14 protein-coding genes are annotated in these 16,656 nt (G+C 48.0%); 8 read left to right on the top strand and 6 right to left on the bottom strand.

Translation table 11 applies throughout. The features are described from left to right. Nucleotide 1: 1 nt before the first annotated feature. From BLS69_RS22005 to BLS69_RS21980, 6 genes are all read right to left on the bottom strand, one after another. Nucleotides 2-763 (bottom strand): lysophospholipid acyltransferase family protein, encoded by a 762-nt coding sequence (locus BLS69_RS22005; RefSeq protein ID WP_091036257.1) that lies wholly within the window; start codon nt 761-763, stop codon nt 2-4. After that, nucleotides 732-1,499, bottom strand: coding sequence for a carotenoid biosynthesis protein (locus BLS69_RS22000; RefSeq protein ID WP_091036254.1), 768 nt, complete (start codon nt 1,497-1,499; stop codon nt 732-734). Before BLS69_RS22000 ends, BLS69_RS22005 begins: the two co-directional genes overlap by 32 nt. Next, on the bottom strand, nt 1,499-2,371 hold the full coding sequence (locus tag BLS69_RS21995) for a phytoene/squalene synthase family protein (RefSeq protein WP_091036253.1): 873 nt from the start codon (nt 2,369-2,371) through the stop codon (nt 1,499-1,501). The genes BLS69_RS22000 and BLS69_RS21995 overlap by 1 nt, the downstream gene beginning before the upstream one ends. Continuing rightward, entirely contained in the window at nt 2,368-3,831 is a 1,464-nt protein-coding gene (locus tag BLS69_RS21990) for a phytoene desaturase family protein (RefSeq protein WP_091036250.1), read from the bottom strand. The genes BLS69_RS21995 and BLS69_RS21990 overlap by 4 nt, the downstream gene beginning before the upstream one ends. Further along, nucleotides 3,828-5,378: a phytoene desaturase family protein gene (locus BLS69_RS21985; RefSeq protein ID WP_091036245.1), complete on the bottom strand. Its 1,551-nt coding sequence runs from the start codon at nt 5,376-5,378 to the stop codon at nt 3,828-3,830. The genes BLS69_RS21990 and BLS69_RS21985 overlap by 4 nt, the downstream gene beginning before the upstream one ends. Nucleotides 5,379-5,643: 265 nt before the next feature. Then, complete coding sequence (locus tag BLS69_RS21980; RefSeq protein WP_091036242.1) at nt 5,644-6,588, bottom strand: MerR family transcriptional regulator; 945 nt, start codon at nt 6,586-6,588, stop codon at nt 5,644-5,646. Between the two features lie 268 nt (nt 6,589-6,856). On the opposite strand from BLS69_RS21980, the gene BLS69_RS21975 reads away from it, so the two are divergent. The 8 genes from BLS69_RS21975 to BLS69_RS21945 all read left to right on the top strand — a co-directional run bounded on the left by BLS69_RS21975 (nt 6,857) and on the right by BLS69_RS21945 (nt 16,642). Next, the gene (locus tag BLS69_RS21975) at nt 6,857-8,332 is read left to right on the top strand and encodes a phospholipase D family protein (RefSeq protein WP_091036240.1); all 1,476 of its coding nucleotides are present in this window, start codon (nt 6,857-6,859) and stop codon (nt 8,330-8,332) included. A 126-nt stretch (nt 8,333-8,458) separates the two neighbouring features. After that, the gene (locus BLS69_RS21970; protein ID WP_091036238.1) at nt 8,459-9,082 is read left to right on the top strand and encodes a TetR/AcrR family transcriptional regulator; all 624 of its coding nucleotides are present in this window, start codon (nt 8,459-8,461) and stop codon (nt 9,080-9,082) included. Continuing rightward, on the top strand, nt 9,079-9,420 hold the full coding sequence (locus BLS69_RS21965; protein WP_091036235.1) for a DMT family transporter: 342 nt from the start codon (nt 9,079-9,081) through the stop codon (nt 9,418-9,420). The genes BLS69_RS21970 and BLS69_RS21965 overlap by 4 nt, the downstream gene beginning before the upstream one ends. Next, nucleotides 9,420-9,734 (top strand): DMT family transporter, encoded by a 315-nt coding sequence (locus BLS69_RS21960; RefSeq protein ID WP_017691901.1) that lies wholly within the window; start codon nt 9,420-9,422, stop codon nt 9,732-9,734. Before BLS69_RS21965 ends, BLS69_RS21960 begins: the two co-directional genes overlap by 1 nt. Before the next feature lie 267 nt (nt 9,735-10,001). Next, complete coding sequence (locus BLS69_RS32680) at nt 10,002-10,133, top strand: hypothetical protein (protein ID WP_256332384.1); 132 nt, start codon at nt 10,002-10,004, stop codon at nt 10,131-10,133. A 213-nt stretch (nt 10,134-10,346) separates the two neighbouring features. Beyond that, nucleotides 10,347-11,294, top strand: a complete 948-nt coding sequence (locus BLS69_RS21955; protein WP_091036233.1) for a TetR/AcrR family transcriptional regulator — start codon at nt 10,347-10,349, stop codon at nt 11,292-11,294. 33 nt (nt 11,295-11,327) lie between these two features. Beyond that, nucleotides 11,328-14,552 carry an efflux RND transporter permease subunit gene (locus tag BLS69_RS21950; RefSeq protein ID WP_091036231.1) on the top strand — a complete coding sequence of 1,075 codons (3,225 nt, stop codon included), beginning with the start codon at nt 11,328-11,330 and terminating at the stop codon, nt 14,550-14,552. Between the two features lie 413 nt (nt 14,553-14,965). After that, nucleotides 14,966-16,642 carry a PucR family transcriptional regulator gene (locus BLS69_RS21945; RefSeq protein WP_256332383.1) on the top strand — a complete coding sequence of 559 codons (1,677 nt, stop codon included), beginning with the start codon at nt 14,966-14,968 and terminating at the stop codon, nt 16,640-16,642. Nucleotides 16,643-16,656: the final 14 nt, after the last annotated feature.

Genomic DNA, 16,656 nt, shown 5'->3' with positions numbered 1-16,656 from the left:
GCTAACGGTTCACCCGCTTTCGTGCCGCATCGTATTTTTCACTTGTCGAACGTACATGACGAATCAGCGGAAGCGCATCTGGCAAACTTCCCTGCCCCATCCGTACAAGTGCTGATCTGTGATCGTCTAACTGCTTTTCCAACAAAAGGCCGAGTCTGGAGGCAATCTCTTCACTCTTCCATGCCTTCCAGTCTTCCGTCACAGCCGGGCCCGCCTGCATCGATATTTCCGGTAGATCATGCTGGACCATCCCATGACACAAGGTTACCGGTACGGCGATGGCATTCGGAGAGCGACGAAGCAACAATCCGATGCCTGGACGGAACCGAATCGGTCTGGCCTCCTGATGCAGAATTTCTCCTTGGGGAAAAATCCAGACCCTTTTGCCCGAATTCAATAGTTCACTGGTGTACTGTAGAGAGGTCCGAATACCGGACGCACTCTCCTTATTGATCGAATACGCACCCAATTTACGAAAAAAAGCATATTGCTGAAGCTGTTGCTCCTCCATCATCACATAATGATCTCCCCGCGATGTCTGCCTAGCCGCATGATAGAGCAGCAGACCATCCCACCAGGAACTGTGGTTCATGAAATAGATCACCGGACGAGTCGGTTCAATCGGGGAGTTGTCCCTGATGTCCACCTGCGGGTCCAGTGACCCTGTGAGCGTGAAGGAGCGGAAGCGCCGACGCAGCAGATAATAATGATTGTATAAGGCAAAAATATGATTAAACGGTTTTGATTTTACGGCGCGAATCATAGAGCCAGCTCCCTTCGGCAAGAAGCACCCCAGCAATGGCGATGATAAAGCTTCCTGTAATCCCTTCCTTTAGGGCAAGCAGGCCGAACAGAAGAATAAACAGCTGATACAGCCATTTTGCACGCAGCAATGAGCTACGGTCATTAGGCATGGCCGGAAGGAAGAGGGACAGGAATGCACCCATGATAAACCAGCTTATGTAATTGGTCCACGGAACACCGTAGAATCCACCTGGAGCTTGCCACTCCCAGAATCCTCTCGCATGTGCAACAGGGTCGAGTACCAGGTCGAGTACAATCGCCCAGAACCCGGTCTTCACTGCTCGAAGCAATTTGCCAGTCCATGTTGAACCACCACCACTTAACAGCGCCGAGTTACCAACCACTGCGATCCAGGCAAAACCCAGCGTAACTGGCACACTGAACACATGAATCCCGAAGAAGTCAGAATAGGCATACTCCCCAAAGGGCCAATGGGTATGAACCCCTACCCACTCCACGCCCATACCTCCCAGCCAGATGATCACAGAGGAAATCCAGAGTCCGGGTTTCAGCCAGATGACTGACTGGTCGGACAGACCTGTCCGATTACGCCCTTGGTAGATCAGATCCAGCACATACAATGCGTAGAAGATTAAGAATAAACCATTGGAAAAGGACAATACGTCCGGCACGCCGATCGTCAGCATCAAGGTTGCTCCAATGACATACCACGCCCAGTAAAGCCACTGGATCATCAGGATACCGCCGTTCGGGAGGCTTGATAGGCCAGCATCGGGTAACGTTTCACAATCGCACCCAGCATCTCCAGTTTCAATTCATCGCTAACATATGCCCGTTTGGTATATACGTCATAGTCGTTGCGTTCAACCGCGTGTAGAATGGTGGAGTAAAAGGCTGCTGCCAGCTCGATGGAAAACGCACTTTCCGTTGGGTACGTCTCCAGACGATCCATGCCAATACGGAACCAGTTCAATGCTGCAGCTTTTAATTCATGAACAATGGCAATAAAGCGTTCGTCCACGACCCCGTCTTCAAAGTCCTGCTCGGTGTAGCCATGCTTCTCCATGATCTCCAGCGGAACATACCGACGCACTCTGGCCCGATCTTCACCAACATCCCGAATTATATTAACGATCTGCATCCCTTTACCCAAAGCAATCCCGTTCATGGCTACTTCTGCGCCGTTATCATCCCGCAATACAGGCAACAACATCTCCCCTACGGTTCCGGCCACCAGATAACAATAATGCTCCAGTTCCTGCATCGTTGCATAATGCGTTACTTTAAGATCTGTGAGTTGCCCTTCCATCTGGCGGAAAAATGGCCCCTTATCCAGATGAGGAAAACTGCTGAACAACCATCTCAGTGCTGGCCAGATAAAGTGTCCTTCCGCTTCCTCTAGCCGATCAAACAAGTCATGGATCTCGTGAATCGTATAGGGCGAATGTTCCGGCTCGTCTACACTGTCATCAATCATGCGGCAGAAGGCATAAATGACATATACCGCTTCCCGACGTGGACTAGGCAGCCCTCTAAAGGCCTGATAAAAAGAGGAAGAACCCTTTTGCATCAACTCTTCACACCTGCTCAAAATCGCTTCATTCATGTTCCCATCTCCTTCATGAGTTGATTGACGGCCATACGTGCACTCTGCATCACAATCGGCACTCCGCCACCTGGATGTACAGATGCTCCTGCGGCATATAATCCCTTTATATTAGGGAATGGTTTGGGTTGTGGTCGGTATACACCGGACTGGAACAATACAGGTGCTATACCGAAGCTTCCGCCCCCATAGAGACCGTCTCGCTCTGCGTCAGCGGGTGTACGTACCTTTTTCCACTTGATCGCTGCACGAAGTCCCGGGAATCCTCGTTGCTCCGCTTCTACCAGTACCCGTTCTGCCAATGCTTCGCTCTCCTGATCCCAGTCGACACCTGCGGCATCTGGTACGGGAATGAGGAAATACAATACACTCTGTCCTTGAGGCGCTGCAGTTTCATCCAATGCGACCGGATTAAATACGTAAAATGAGGGCTTTGCCGGAATGCGTCGCTGATTGAAGACTTCCTGCAAACTACCTTCAAGACTCGGTGGCAGGAAGAACTGGTGTGTCGTTGCATCTTCCCAGGTTTTATCTACGCCCACATAGAGCAGTACACATCCGGAGGAGGGACGATACGGCTTTCTTTTGCGCGCTACCTCTGGTGACTGTCCAAGCAAACCTGATAGATGGGGGAAATCACCATTGTAGATAACTGCATCCACATTTTCTGCGCCTGCTGCCGTTTCTATACTTTCACATACACCATTTTTAATCGTGAGCCCGGTAACTTCCGAATTCAGCACGACACGCCCACCACGCGATATCAGCTCCTGTTCCAGAATGGCTGGTAATGCTGCATATCCGCCTTTGACCATCCAGATTCCATATTCATGCTCTGCATAAGGCAAAAGGGAATAGATGCCAGGGGTCCCGAACGGTGATCCACCGATATACAGACTTTGCAGAGAATAAGCGTCGAGCAATTCCTCGTGCTGAAAATAATCACCTACCGCTTTCCGGACACTTTTGTGTGCGCGTAATCTGCCCATGAGTGACATGAGAGATGGTGTGAAGAAATCCCTTTTGCGCGGAAAAGCCCTTTCCAGGAACGCTGCCCGGCCTGCCGGAAACAACGTGTCCATATCTTTCATGAATCGTGTGAATCCCCGGCTTTCTCCCGGGAACAAACGTTCAATCTCCGCCGTCTGCTCTTCACGTGACGTCATCTTGGTCATGACCCGACCACTGTGGTAATGCACTCTGTATAGCGGATCACAGCGAAGCAATTCAATCTTCGAACGATCTACGCCTGCTTCCTCCAATATACCAAGTAACATCTCAGGCAGAAGCACAATGGTTGGCCCCTGATCGATCCGGTACTCCCCTTCCTGCTCATACCCAATTCGTCCGCCAACGCGGGAACCCCGTTCATACACGGTGACATCCCATCCCTGACGGTTCAATAACAGTGCAGAAGTAAGTCCGCCAATCCCTGCGCCTACGATAGCGGCCCGCTTCATGAATGTCCTCCAGCTTCTGCCGTCTTCACATACGAGGAAGGTTTGGAGCGTGTGCGCGCGTCCTCTTCCTGAATCAGTCTCACACTGATCCGTGCCGATTCGAAGATCGTGGGCAACCCGCTGCCCGGATGTGTTCCGCCGCCTACCAGCCATACACTTTTCAACTCTTCAAACTCGTTATGGGGACGCAGGTACATCATCTGACCCAGATTATGTGCCATATTAAACGTTGCTCCGCGATACACATCCAGTTCAGTCTCCCAATCAAGTGGAGTGAACAGCATACATTCTTCAATGCGACTGCGTATGTCTGCCAGCTCAGGAATGCCTTCCATGCGTTTCATCATGGCCTCTTGCACATTCTCCCGTTCTGCCTCCCAATCAATGTCTGCGGTAAGGTTAGGCGTAGGCATGAGAACATATAAAGCAGATTTCCCTTCCGGTGCCAGCGTCGAATCAAGTCTGGAAGGGTTATGAATATATAGAGATGGATCGGCTGATAACATTTTATGCTTCGTAATTTCATCAACGTTCAACCGGTAGTCCTCGGGAAAATAGATCGAGTGATGCGGCAGGTCCACCTCACCATCCACACCCAGATACAGCATTGCTGTAGAGCAGGAATACTTTTTGCGTTTCATTTTCTCAGGGGTATATTTCTTAAGTACGCCCGGTTCGAACAGATGATTCACCGCATGTGCGAAGTCGGCGTTCACCACCACATGGTCTGCTTCGATGCGTTCACCATTCTCAAGCAACACACCTTCTGCACGACCATTGCGAACGATGACCTGTTTCACCGGGGTGGAAGTATGTATTCGTCCTCCGTATTCTTCCACGACATCAGCCATGGCCTGAAAGATCCGATTCACGCCGCCAATGGGGTGGAACAATCCGTAGTGATGCTCAATAAACGATAGTATGGTAAAGGTGCCCGGACAATCCCAAGCAGACATGCCAAGGTATTTGGATTGGAATGTAAATGCCCAGCGTAGACGCTCATCTGTAAAATAGCGAGACAAGATTCCATAGACTGTATTGTGGACATCAAGCTTGGGTAGAGCTGTTACCGCATCTTTGCGCAAATAGTCAGTCAGCTTGCCAAAAGGACGACGGAGCAAAGGCATGACTTTGCTAAACTTCACTTCCTCTTCTTGCATGAACCGAAGGTAATTGTCTTCATTGCCCGGGAACAATTTCTTAATCTGTGCAGCTGTATCTTCCCGATTACGAGAAGGCATGAACACCTTATCACCAAAGTTCAGTGCGTACAGTGGGGTTAACTCTTTCATATGCACATAATCGGATAACTTACGTCCCACCACGTCGAACATCTCTTCAATCAGCTGGGGCATCATCAAAAATGTAGCACCCCGGTCGAATCGATACTCACCCAGTTCCAATCTGGCAGAACGCCCCCCGATGACTGGCTGTTTCTCATACACATCTACCTCGTACCCCTGACCGGACAATAACATCGCTGCTGCAAGTCCACCCGGACCTGCGCCAATGACAGCTGCACGTTTGCGTTGTTGATTCGGTATCATGCCACTCACCTTTCTATGTAGGGAATTCCTATAGTTCTCTAGCCCCTAACCTATTATTAAACCGCCCAAGAACACTTTAAGCGGTAACTAGCAAAAACATTATACAAATATAATACAAATATTATACGACCTTGTAAACCAAAAAATGACCCGTCGGTCAAAATACGAGAATACTCCATTTATAAACACAAAAAACATCCCTTGATCACTTTCGTCAAAGGATGTCCTGTATTCACTAACCTATTCATATCATTTGAGATTATGTTTAGTTATTTGCCTGTCCAAACCTCGCACCAGTTGGTCGATTTGCGAGATACTCACGTTCTATCCATGACTGCCAATCCGCTGAATCCTCTGGCATAATCCATTGCGGATAACGTGCATGCTCTGCACGCTCATAGCCCTTTCCACCAAGTACAAAGCGAATATGTGGAAACTCGTTTTTAATTCGCTCTATAAGCTGATCACACCGTTCAAGAAGCCCTGGGCTTGTGATTGAAAGGCAGACCAACTTGATCTTTTGCTCCCGAATAATCGGGAAGATGCCTTCTTCTGGCGTGTTCGCACCGAGATACAGTACTTCCGCTCCATTTTTACGCATAAAGAGAGAGAACAGCAGCAATCCAACCTGATGGTGCTCCCCTTCCGGACACAACGCCAGAACTTTGGGCAGATGCGGATAGATCGGGAACAGATGGAAAAACTGATAAAACCGCTGTGAAATCAGCTGTGTCATGAAGTGTTCCTGAGCCACCGAAGCCCTGCCTTGCTCCCATGCATCTCCAACCCGAACCAGAATGGGCACCAACACATGATAGAACATCGAGTCATACCCATACATGGTGAAACCAAAATCAATCAAACCATTGGCACGTTCACCCTGAAAGTTGTAGAGCGAGTCATAGATCTGATCTGCCATGCGTGCGTAGGCTTCTTCCATCGTAGGCACCGGAGCCATGATCGGCGTGGGTACAGCCTCTGGCGGATTTAATTTGTTTACTTTCAACATCCGTACCGCTTCCGAAATATTGGTCTGATGTAGCTCAACCTGTTCTTTCAACCAGCGCAGATCCGCAACATTCTCTTCGGTATACATTCGATAACCCGATTCCGTCCGCTCAGGGGTGACCGCACTATACCGATTCTCCCAAGCCCGGAGCGTCACCGTCGGGATACCGAGCATGGCAGCGACTTGTTTGATGGAATACACCTTATTACCCACTTTCTTTCCTAAATGTCCAGATTTCAAAGGTTATATCATTGGTTCCCCGTCCTTGTCAGGCATATAAAAACCCTAACATTCTACAAAAATAATACACTCATTATACACAACGCTCAGACACCTGTCGATTGCATACTGCCAATTTTGCCATATGCATTTTACTGCTATATTCCTTATGCTGGCGGGTTCTCCTGCGTCAACGTTATCATCCGTGTGGTAATAGAAGTCAGCAAGTTACAGAAGGGGGAGTCCACCGTTGGTCTCATTACGCCGCCAATCTTCAGACCGCAAATCTTCACGCGGCAAATTTCCATACATACGCACAGGAATCGTCCTATTAGTCCTATGGCTCATCGCCGTCATGCTCTATCAGACCTACAAACCATTACCAACGGGCATTTCCTACGAAAGTCCGGAGTATCGTGTAGATCAAGTCGAGTTCCTGCATGACCTCACATATCCTTCTTCCGACGGACAGATGGAGCACGAACAGCAGATTTTCCAGCGCATGATGCAAATTGTGGAGGAAGCAGAGCAGTTTGTCCTGGTGGATATGTTCCTGTTCAATAATTATCAGCACAAGGGACAGAACTTTCCTCCCGTGAGTACTGAATTCACCAAAGCGCTGGTCGCCAAAAAAAATCAACATCCTGATATGGACATCTGGTTTATTACAGATGAAGTAAATACCAACTATAACTCAGCACCCAATCCGTTGCTGGAACAAATGAAACAGGCAGGCATTCATGTGGTCATCACGGATGTGGACCCTTTGCGTGATTCAACTCCAGTATACTCTGCGGTCTGGCGGACCTTCTTCCAATGGTTTGGCCAATCTGGAGATGGCTGGATCAAAAACCTGATGGCCACCGATGGTCCAGATGTAACTGTAAGTTCCTATCTCAAGCTGCTCAATGTGAAGGCCAATCATCGCAAAGTTGTTGTTAGTGAGAAGAAGGCCATTGTCTCTTCTGGCAATATTCATGATGCGAGTGCCTACCACTCGAACATTGCATTTGAAGTAACAGGTCCAATCATTGGCGATATTCTTCAGTCAGAGCAAGCGGTTCTCGACATCTCAGGCGGAGGTCAGGTTCCTGCCTACACAGCCCCTTCCACGAATACAAACACGGGAGATATACGAATACGCTATTTAACGGAAGGCAAAGTGAATGACGCTGTACTCCATGAGATCAATCAGGCTGGCAAAGGTGACACCTTATGGATGGGCATGTTCTATGTGGCCTCTCCAAAAGTATTGGAAGCCCTGCTGGAAGCCGCAAAACGAGGAACCGAGATCCGGCTTGTACTTGATCCAAATGAAAATGCCTTTGGTCAGGAAAAGATCGGCATTCCGAACCGTCCTGTCGCTGCTGAATTGCATGATAAATCCGACGGTAAAATTCAGATCCGCTGGTATAACACCACCAAGGAGCAATACCATACCAAGATGATCTATCTTGCCAAAGCAACCGGTGATCATATTGTCCTGGGAGGTTCAACTAATTTCACACCCCGAAACATGAATGACTACAATTTGGAGAATGATTTATGGATTTCTGCTCCTCCAGACAATAAGTTCACGCTTGATATCGCGAATTATTTCGAGCGTATTTGGAATAATGATGATGCGGAGTTTACGCTAAACCTGGATGAGTTTCAGGAGAAGACTACGTTTTTGAAAGGTATCCTATATAAGCTGCAGCTGATTCTGGGTCTTACGACCTTTTGATCAAAAACCACATTCATACCTGTTATATCCGCCTGTACTCTACTGTGCAGGCGGATATTTTCATCTTGACAGGCGATGTGAAGTGTGAAAATATAATTACCTAACGACCGTTAGGAAGGTGATTGAATGACTGCACAATCCATTCGGGATGCTGCCCTGTTCCATTTTGCGAGAGATGGCTATGAGGGAGCTTCTCTGAGAGCTATTGCTGATGAAGTCGGGATTAAAAAACCGTCCATATATGCACATTTTAGCTGCAAGGATGACTTGTTTTTGCACACTCTGGCCTTTGCTTTTCACGAGGTAAAACGGCACACACTGGAATATTTCCGCGATCATGCGGATCTGCCATTGGAGCAGAGGCTGAAAGGCTTGTTGATCTGGTTCGAACAAGAATACAATGCCCATGCTTCGGCTCGATTGATGTTGCGTAATTGTTTTTACCCACCCCTTTCTCTGTATGGCGAAGTGATGGATCAGGTGTATCCGTTTATCGATGGCATGGAACGTGCACTGAATCGTCTGCTGCAACGGGCAATGCGTAATGGAGATATACCGCCCCTTCCCGCGGAACAAGCCGCCATTGCATTTATGACGTTCCTCGACGGCATTACCGTGGAAATTATCTATGGAAGCTCACGTCGGTACAAGAGACGGTTGGAAGCATCCTGGCCTGTCTTTTGGCATGGCATTCATCATTTGAACGAAGAGGCACAAAGCGTTGTGCCGAAAGGAGATTTAACAACATGAACCGCAACTGGTTATATGTATTTATCGGTGGAATTATTGAGATTGTCTGGGTAAGCGGGCTGAAACATGCCTCGAATGCCTGGGAGTGGACTTTAACGGGGATTGCCATCGTGATCAGCTTTGGACTGATCATTGCCGCTTCCAAAAGACTGCCTGTGGGTACGGTGTATGCCGTCTTTACGGGAATTGGTACGGCGGGTACCGTCCTTACGGAAATGGTACTGTTCGGTGAACCGTTCCGCTTGGCCAAAGTATTGCTCATCGGGCTGCTGCTCTGCGGCGTAATCGGACTGAAGCTGGTTACGGATCAGCAAGAAGCCCAAGGAGGTGCAGCGTAATGGCTTGGATGGCAATTGTAGGTGCAGGGATATGTGAAATTTTCGGTGTAATCGGTATTAATGGTGCTTCCACCAAGAAAGGATGGCCATACATCGTACTTATGCTGGTGTCGTTTGTGTTCAGCTTCTCGTTGTTGTCCTACGCCATGACGTCCATTCCCATGGGCACAGCGTATGCCGTGTGGACGGGGATCGGGACGGTCGGCAGTACGTTAACAGGCATGTTCCTGTTCGGTGAACGGAAAGAAGCGAAGCGTATCCTGTTTATCGCGATGATTTTGGTGGCAGCCGTTGGTCTGAAACTGATCACATAACGGAACAACTGAATTACACTTTATATCTCCGGTGATAGCATATGCTTCCGAAGAAGCTTTCTTACAGAAAGCTTTAAGGCGAACACTTCGTTTCTTCAAGTTGGTTCTGCAATCTCCGTTATCGTGTAATTCTTAGCTTCCATTATGATATCTATTAAATTCTGTAATATAAAAAGACGACTTCGATCAGGAAGTCGTCTTTTTTGGGATATGATATAAATAGGGAACCTCTCTACAATCTGCTACGTAAGAAAGGATGTCGTAATCATGAAAAAATTATTGGCACGCATGGGTTCTTATACAGGGTATACCCTTCTGATCGGCATAGCCCTCTTCTATCTCATCGCTTTTGTCGCCATTATTATACTCGCCTTGTACGCCTTTGCCGGAGTAAACTAACTTATCCATTCTTGATACCTTATCCATAACGTACATACAAGCTACACCTTGTTACTTGCCGTCTCTACTTCCATTTGATCAACCTCTTTTCTCCGCTCTAATTTTCCAATTTACTCCCATTTGAATTCCTTCAACCAGATCGTTTATACTAAGTTTGACCCTAGAGTCAATTCAAGAACTCATAAGTTCCCTGATGAGGTGAAAGTATCGTTAATGAACCCTATACATGAGATGAATGAGAAGAAAAAACTCATCATTACTACAGCACTCAAGCTATTCTCGGAAAAAGGCAGTGCCGCAACCTCCATGCAGGAGATTGCAGAGATATGCGGGATGTCTAAGGGAAGCCTTTACCTTATATTCAAATCCAAAGAGGAATTGGAAGACAGCACGATGGAGTACTGCTTATTTACGCTCATAGACGAACTATCCCAGATCGAACATGAAGCTGACCTTACTCCGAGAGAACGTTCACTCAAACAGATTGAGACACTGCTGGGCCATGTGTCCGAGCTAAAGGAATTTTTGCGTGTACAGATGCAAAGCATGATGATGAATGATGAGCCACATCGCAAGGAAAAATGCAGCCCGCAGCATAAAGATTTGGAGATCCTTACCCTACACGGTTTCAAGGACAAACTGGAAGATATGTACGGACCGGAGATTGAACCCTATACGATAGATCTTATTTTGCTCATACAGGGTATGTTCCTCTCCTACGTTAAGATCTGGTTTACCGAAATGCCTTCCCTTACCGTCTCCAAAATGGCAACCAATATGCTGCAAATGATTGATTATGCAGCTTACGGATTGCTCGATCAGCGCCCTGCGCCTTTGATTTTGTTGGAAGACTGGCCCGCATGGAATAGTGATCCAAACACAGACTCCACTGTGATGCGTCATCCCATTCACATCATCAAGCAAATGCAGGATATCGCTGGTTCCGAACTGCCCGCAGGGCAAACAAAGAATGATGTGCTCGAAACTATCGCCATTCTCAGACAGGAGATGATGGAATTCACGCCTCGGCGTGCCATCATTCTCGGCATGATGCACAATTTGGAGAGCGTATCTGCCATCAAACCTTTGCACTCTGAGCTTAAGCACAGTCTGGATGCCAAGTATAGCCGGTTTATCCAGGCTGACTCGTCACACATATAAACAGGAGAAACAGAGAGGAGAAGAAACCATCGTATGAAAGGTATTATTAATTTTTCACTGAACAACAAGTTTGCGATCTGGATTCTGACAATTATCATCTCTTTCGCAGGTTTGTACAGCGGACTGACGATGAAACAAGAGACAATCCCGAACATCAACGTACCGTTTCTGAATGTCACTGCCATTGATCCGGGGGCTGCACCGGAGGGAATTGTTGAGGATGTCACGAAGCCGCTGGAAGTAAAACTACGTAATGTAGATGGCGTGAAGACGGTGACCTCCACTTCCATGGAGAATGCAGCATCCATTACACTCGAATTTGATTATGGAACAGATCTGACCAACGCAACTGCAACCGTTCGTGAGGCACTGAATGAAGTTCAATTGCCTGACAGCGTGCAGAAGCCGACCATTTCCAAGTTCAGCATTAACTCTTTCCCGGTTGTATCTCTAAGCCTGTCCGACAAGGACGGTGGTGACCTGGAGCAATTGACACGATTGGTTGAATCGGATATTCAGCCTGCACTCGAAGATATTGACGGTGTAGCTCAGGTTCAGGTGTCTGGTCAATATGTAAAAGAAGTTCAATTGAAGTTTGACCAAGCCAAAATGGCCGAGCTGGGCCTGACCGAAGATACGGTAAACGGCATCGTTCAAGGTTCATCCATTCGTGTGCCCCTTGGACTGTTTGAACTGGATAAATCCCAGAAGGCCGTTGTTGTAGATGGAAACATCGTCGACATCGATGATCTGAAAAACCTTGCCATTCCAGTCGTACCCGGCGGTGCTGGCGCTTCTGCAGGTAATGGTGCAAGCGCAGCCCCACAAGGCTCTGGAGCACCAACTGGCGAAGCAGGTCAAGGTACCGCTCCAAGTGCTTCACAAGGAACGGACCAGGCTGCTGGCGGTAATGCCGGCTTGGGTAGTCCTTCGGGCGCTGCCAACGCAGCTGGTATCCCTACAGTGAAATTAAGTGAAATTGCCAAGATCGAAGTCATCGGTCAAGCGGAATCCATTTCCCGGACAGACGGCAAGGAATCGATCGGTATTTCCATTGTAAAATCCAACGATGCCAACACGGTTGATGTCGTTAACGCAGTCAAAGATAAAGCGGAAGAGTTGCAATCGCAGTTCAAAAATGCTGATTTGACTGTACTGCTCGACCAAGGTAAGCCGATTCAGGACTCAGTGAACACGATGCTGGGCAAAGCCGTTTTTGGCGCCTTGTTTGCCATCCTGATCATCCTGCTCTTCCTGCGTAATATTCGTTCAACCATTATCTCCATTATCTCGATCCCGCTCTCCTTGCTGATGGCATTGACTGCGCTCAATATGATGGATATTACTTTGAACATGATGACGCTGGGTGCCATGACGGTTGCCATCGGACGGGTTGTCGATGACTCCATCGTTGTTATCGAGAACATCTACCGCAGATTAACACTCAAAGGCGAGAGATTGAAAGGCCGTGAACTGGTCCGCGAAGCAACTCGCGAGATGTTCATTCCAATTCTTTCTTCCACCATCGTAACAATTGCTGTATTCCTGCCACTGGCATTGGTAAGCGGTATGGTTGGTGAGCTATTCACACCATTTGCACTGACAATGGTATTCGCTTTGCTGGCATCCCTGATCGTTGCCATTACCATTGTGCCGATGCTCGCGCATACCCTGTTCCGTAAAGGGTTGAAGAATAAGCAGAATCATGAAGAAAAACCAGGCAAAATGGCGGAAGGTTACAAACGCCTGCTGAACTGGACACTGTCTCACAAACTCATCACGGTCAGTATTGCAGTGATCCTGCTGGTCGGCAGTTTATTCCTGTACCCGTTCATCGGTGCAAGCTTCTTGCCGGAACAACAAGATAAATATGTGACCATTACGTACAGCCCACAAACCGGAGCTTTGCGTGAAGATGTAGAAAAAGAAGCACTCGTTGCCGAGAAGTGGTTGCTGGAACAACCGGGTCTGGAGAAAATGCAATATTCCATCGGCGGAAGTAATCCACTGAGCAGTATGGGTGGCGGTGGTTCCAACTCGGCTCTATTCTATATTGAATATAACGAAGATACGAAAGACTTTACTCAAGTGAAGGAACAGCTTGTAGAAGGTCTGAAGAAGGAAGTTAGCGTAGGAACCTGGAGTGAGCTTGATATGTCCGGGGGTCTGGGTGGCAGCGGACTGAGCCTCTCCATCTATGGCGATAATGTAGAGCAACTCAAACCTGTATCGGATGAAATTCTGAAACTGGTTGAAGCGGATAAGGATAATTTTGAAAAAGCAGATACGACACTCGCTGACACCTACGGGCAGTATACGCTCGTTGCAGATCAGGAGAAACTAAGTTCCTTGGGCCTGACTGCAGGACAACTGGCTATGGCACTGAGCCCGACACGGGAACGTCCTGTGCTCACGGAAGTTGATATCGATAATAAAACGTACAAAGTATATGTAGAGACAGACGATAAAACATTCAGCAGTATTGATGAGATTGAGGATGAAACCGTCACTTCACCGCTTGGCATCCAAGTTCCGATCAAAGATGTTGCCAAAGTGGAAGAAGGTACGTCCCCGAACTCCATCATGCAAATTGATGGTAAGGTTGTTGTTCAAGTTACAGCCAACATCTTGGCTTCGGATGTAACGAAAGCTTCGAGTAACTTACAGGCTGAGATCGACAAACTGGATCTGCCTGATGGCGTTGAAGTGAAGTTCGGCGGTACAACTGAACAGATTAATGATACATTCACTCAACTGGGTCTCGCCATGCTGGCAGCCATCGCCATTGTATACTTCGTGCTCGTTGTTACATTCGGCGGCGGATTGGCACCATTCGCAATCCTGTTCTCCCTGCCATTTACGGTTATCGGTATTATGGTAGGTCTGTTCATCGCTGGTGGTACGCTTGATGTCTCCGCCATGATGGGTGGACTGATGCTCATCGGTATCGTGGTCACCAACGCCATCGTGTTGATCGACCGTGTTATTCACAAGGAAAAAGAGGGTATGCCTACCCGTGAAGCCTTGCTGGAAGCCGGTGCAACTCGTCTGCGTCCAATTCTGATGACCGCTCTCGCGACTATCGGTGCACTGTTGCCACTGGTAACGGGTCTCGAAGAGAGTGCCGGTATCATCTCCAAAGGATTGGGAATCACTGTAATCGGCGGTCTGATCAGCTCCACGCTGCTCACGCTGGTTATCGTACCGATTGTGTATGAGTTCCTAATGAAGTTTAAAAAGAAAAGAATCGAAGATTAAGAAGTTGTTAGTCTTGCTCATGTAAAGACTTGAGTACAACTTAACTACAGAATTTAAGCTCTAAGCTCTCGCCCCTTAGCCCATATTGGAATGATTGAATTCCGATGTGATGCTAAGGGTTTTTTTTTATAGCCTAGAGAAGCAGAGCTAAAAACTTTACATAAGAGAAGGCTACTTCAGGAGATATACTTCACTCTCATTTGAGTCGAAATAATGTCACATAGAATGACATATAAACAATTCATTTTAATCAAAATCACAAAAAGAATAGTCTCGATTGTCATTTGAAACAAATGAACGTCAGATTTCAATTCATCGGCTGTAAATCGACTTATAATATGGATTAATTATGCAAGTTAACGGATTCCAGACTCCAGATAGATCACATGTGATTGGGGAAGGACGGTGGTTGTGTGGGGGAGACAACGCTTCATATTCAAGTCAGAGACATGTTAAAACGTCCCGTGTTTCGCAAGGCAGAAGTCCTTGCTAGTGAACGCGCACTGGAGCGGTATGTTCGCTGGGTTCATATTATGGAGGTTCCTGAAGTAGGGGACTTGCTCAATGGCGGGGAATTGGTACTGACGACAGGCATTGGCTGGCAGGAAGGTGAACAGCAAGGTCTGTCTTTTCTGCGTCAGTTAATTGCACGCGGGGCTGCCGGACTCTGTATGGAACTGGGGGATCACACCAAGTCGCAGCTCGGTGCCATGAAGGAAATTGCAGTCGCAGCGGATTTCCCGTTGATCTGGTTCCACGAACAAGTCCGTTATATTGATATTACGCAAGATCTGCATTTCACCCTGATTCGCAGTCATCAGCGGATGATCGCCGAACTCGATAGTCTCACCACCTCATTTAACCAGCTTCTTCTGAATGGAGATGGCGTACAACCTCTGCTTCGATTATTGTCACGAACAACCGGATGTGCCGTGGCATTATATCCACTTGAAGGGGAAGCAAGTGCCGTTCCCTACTGCCCTCCAGAGGAGCTGGAGACTCGTCGGCAGGATTGGTTTTTGCAGCGGGGACATTTGGCGGGAGAGGATATTCCGAATTTAATGCGGCTGTCAGATAACATATTGCATGCGTTCAGCATGCCTGTTCGAGCGTTAGACTACACCTTTGCCGATCTTGTACTCATGCATCAGAAGCTGCCGGATCACGATTCAAGCATACCGATCAAACCCTCAGATGAATTCATCATTCAGGCACTGGAACGTTGCGCGGCCGCGATTGCCCAGGACTGGATGCGAACCAAATACATGGAAGAAAAACGCCGCTACAAGGAAGATATGTGGGTCATTGACTGGCTTAACGGACATCACTCCACGAAGGAAATCCATGAATATGTATCTACCGTTAATCCCCTTCTTGCAACGAGCAAAGCCACCATAATCTTATTCGACAGCAACCCCGCGTACACAGACAGCCTCAAACTTCAGAAATTATTGATCCAACGCAACATCGTTGCCCGTTCCGTGTTCACTCGGGAGAACTTCACCCTCTACAGCACCGTTCTGAACCACCAGATCATTCTTATCATTCTCGACCCACTCCCTGGATCTCAGCGCAAAAGCAGTCTCTGGCGCTGCATCGAACAGCTGCAGCAGCACGAGCAGGAACAGACCCACTGCCTATTCTCAGGCCTGATCGGTATCGGTCATAGCTGCACGGACCTCTCCCGTCTCAAGGACAGCCTGGATTCTGCGAAGGAGACACTGCGAATCCAGAAGGACATCGGTGTGATGCAACAGCCCTTTTACAGTAATCTTCATTGTTACCGCATCATCGCCAGTATGAAGCAGAGTGGCAATCTGGATGATTTCATCGAAGAATATCTGGGGCCGCTCATCCGTTACGATGTAGAAAAAGGAGGTCAGCTGCTGCGCACGCTCAAGCAATATTTGCTCCTGTGCTGCTCCAAGCAAGAGACCGCCACCGCTCTATATATCGTCAGACAGACCCTGTATCACCGGTTGGACAAAATCGAAGTCCTTTTGGGAGAAGACTATATCCTCCCAGAGAAGCGGGTAGCGATCGAACTTGCACTCTATGCCTATGAGTACGTACACGGCCCGATCGCATGAAAAGCTTCAGCATG

It is taken from the genome of Paenibacillus sp. CF095 (genome assembly GCF_900101225.1).
Classification (GTDB): domain Bacteria; phylum Bacillota; class Bacilli; order Paenibacillales; family Paenibacillaceae; genus Paenibacillus.
This window is presented reverse-complemented; position numbering and strand designations above follow the sequence as displayed.

What these genes read in the sequence shown, in the direction of transcription:
- BLS69_RS21950 (WP_091036231.1), top strand. Translation starts at nt 11,328, where the DNA reads ATGAAAGGTATTATTAATTTTTCACTGAACAACAAGTTTGCGATCTGG.
- BLS69_RS22005 (WP_091036257.1), bottom strand. Translation starts at nt 763, where the DNA reads ATGATTCGCGCCGTAAAATCAAAACCGTTTAATCATATTTTTGCCTTA.
- BLS69_RS21995 (WP_091036253.1), bottom strand. Translation starts at nt 2,371, where the DNA reads ATGAATGAAGCGATTTTGAGCAGGTGTGAAGAGTTGATGCAAAAGGGT.
- BLS69_RS21990 (WP_091036250.1), bottom strand. Translation starts at nt 3,831, where the DNA reads ATGAAGCGGGCCGCTATCGTAGGCGCAGGGATTGGCGGACTTACTTCT.
- BLS69_RS21960 (WP_017691901.1), top strand. Translation starts at nt 9,420, where the DNA reads ATGGCTTGGATGGCAATTGTAGGTGCAGGGATATGTGAAATTTTCGGT.
- BLS69_RS22000 (WP_091036254.1), bottom strand. Translation starts at nt 1,499, where the DNA reads ATGATCCAGTGGCTTTACTGGGCGTGGTATGTCATTGGAGCAACCTTG.
- BLS69_RS32680 (WP_256332384.1), top strand. Translation starts at nt 10,002, where the DNA reads ATGAAAAAATTATTGGCACGCATGGGTTCTTATACAGGGTATACCCTT.
- BLS69_RS21970 (WP_091036238.1), top strand. Translation starts at nt 8,459, where the DNA reads ATGACTGCACAATCCATTCGGGATGCTGCCCTGTTCCATTTTGCGAGA.
- BLS69_RS21955 (WP_091036233.1), top strand. Translation starts at nt 10,347, where the DNA reads ATGAACCCTATACATGAGATGAATGAGAAGAAAAAACTCATCATTACT.
- BLS69_RS21985 (WP_091036245.1), bottom strand. Translation starts at nt 5,378, where the DNA reads ATGATACCGAATCAACAACGCAAACGTGCAGCTGTCATTGGCGCAGGT.
- BLS69_RS21965 (WP_091036235.1), top strand. Translation starts at nt 9,079, where the DNA reads ATGAACCGCAACTGGTTATATGTATTTATCGGTGGAATTATTGAGATT.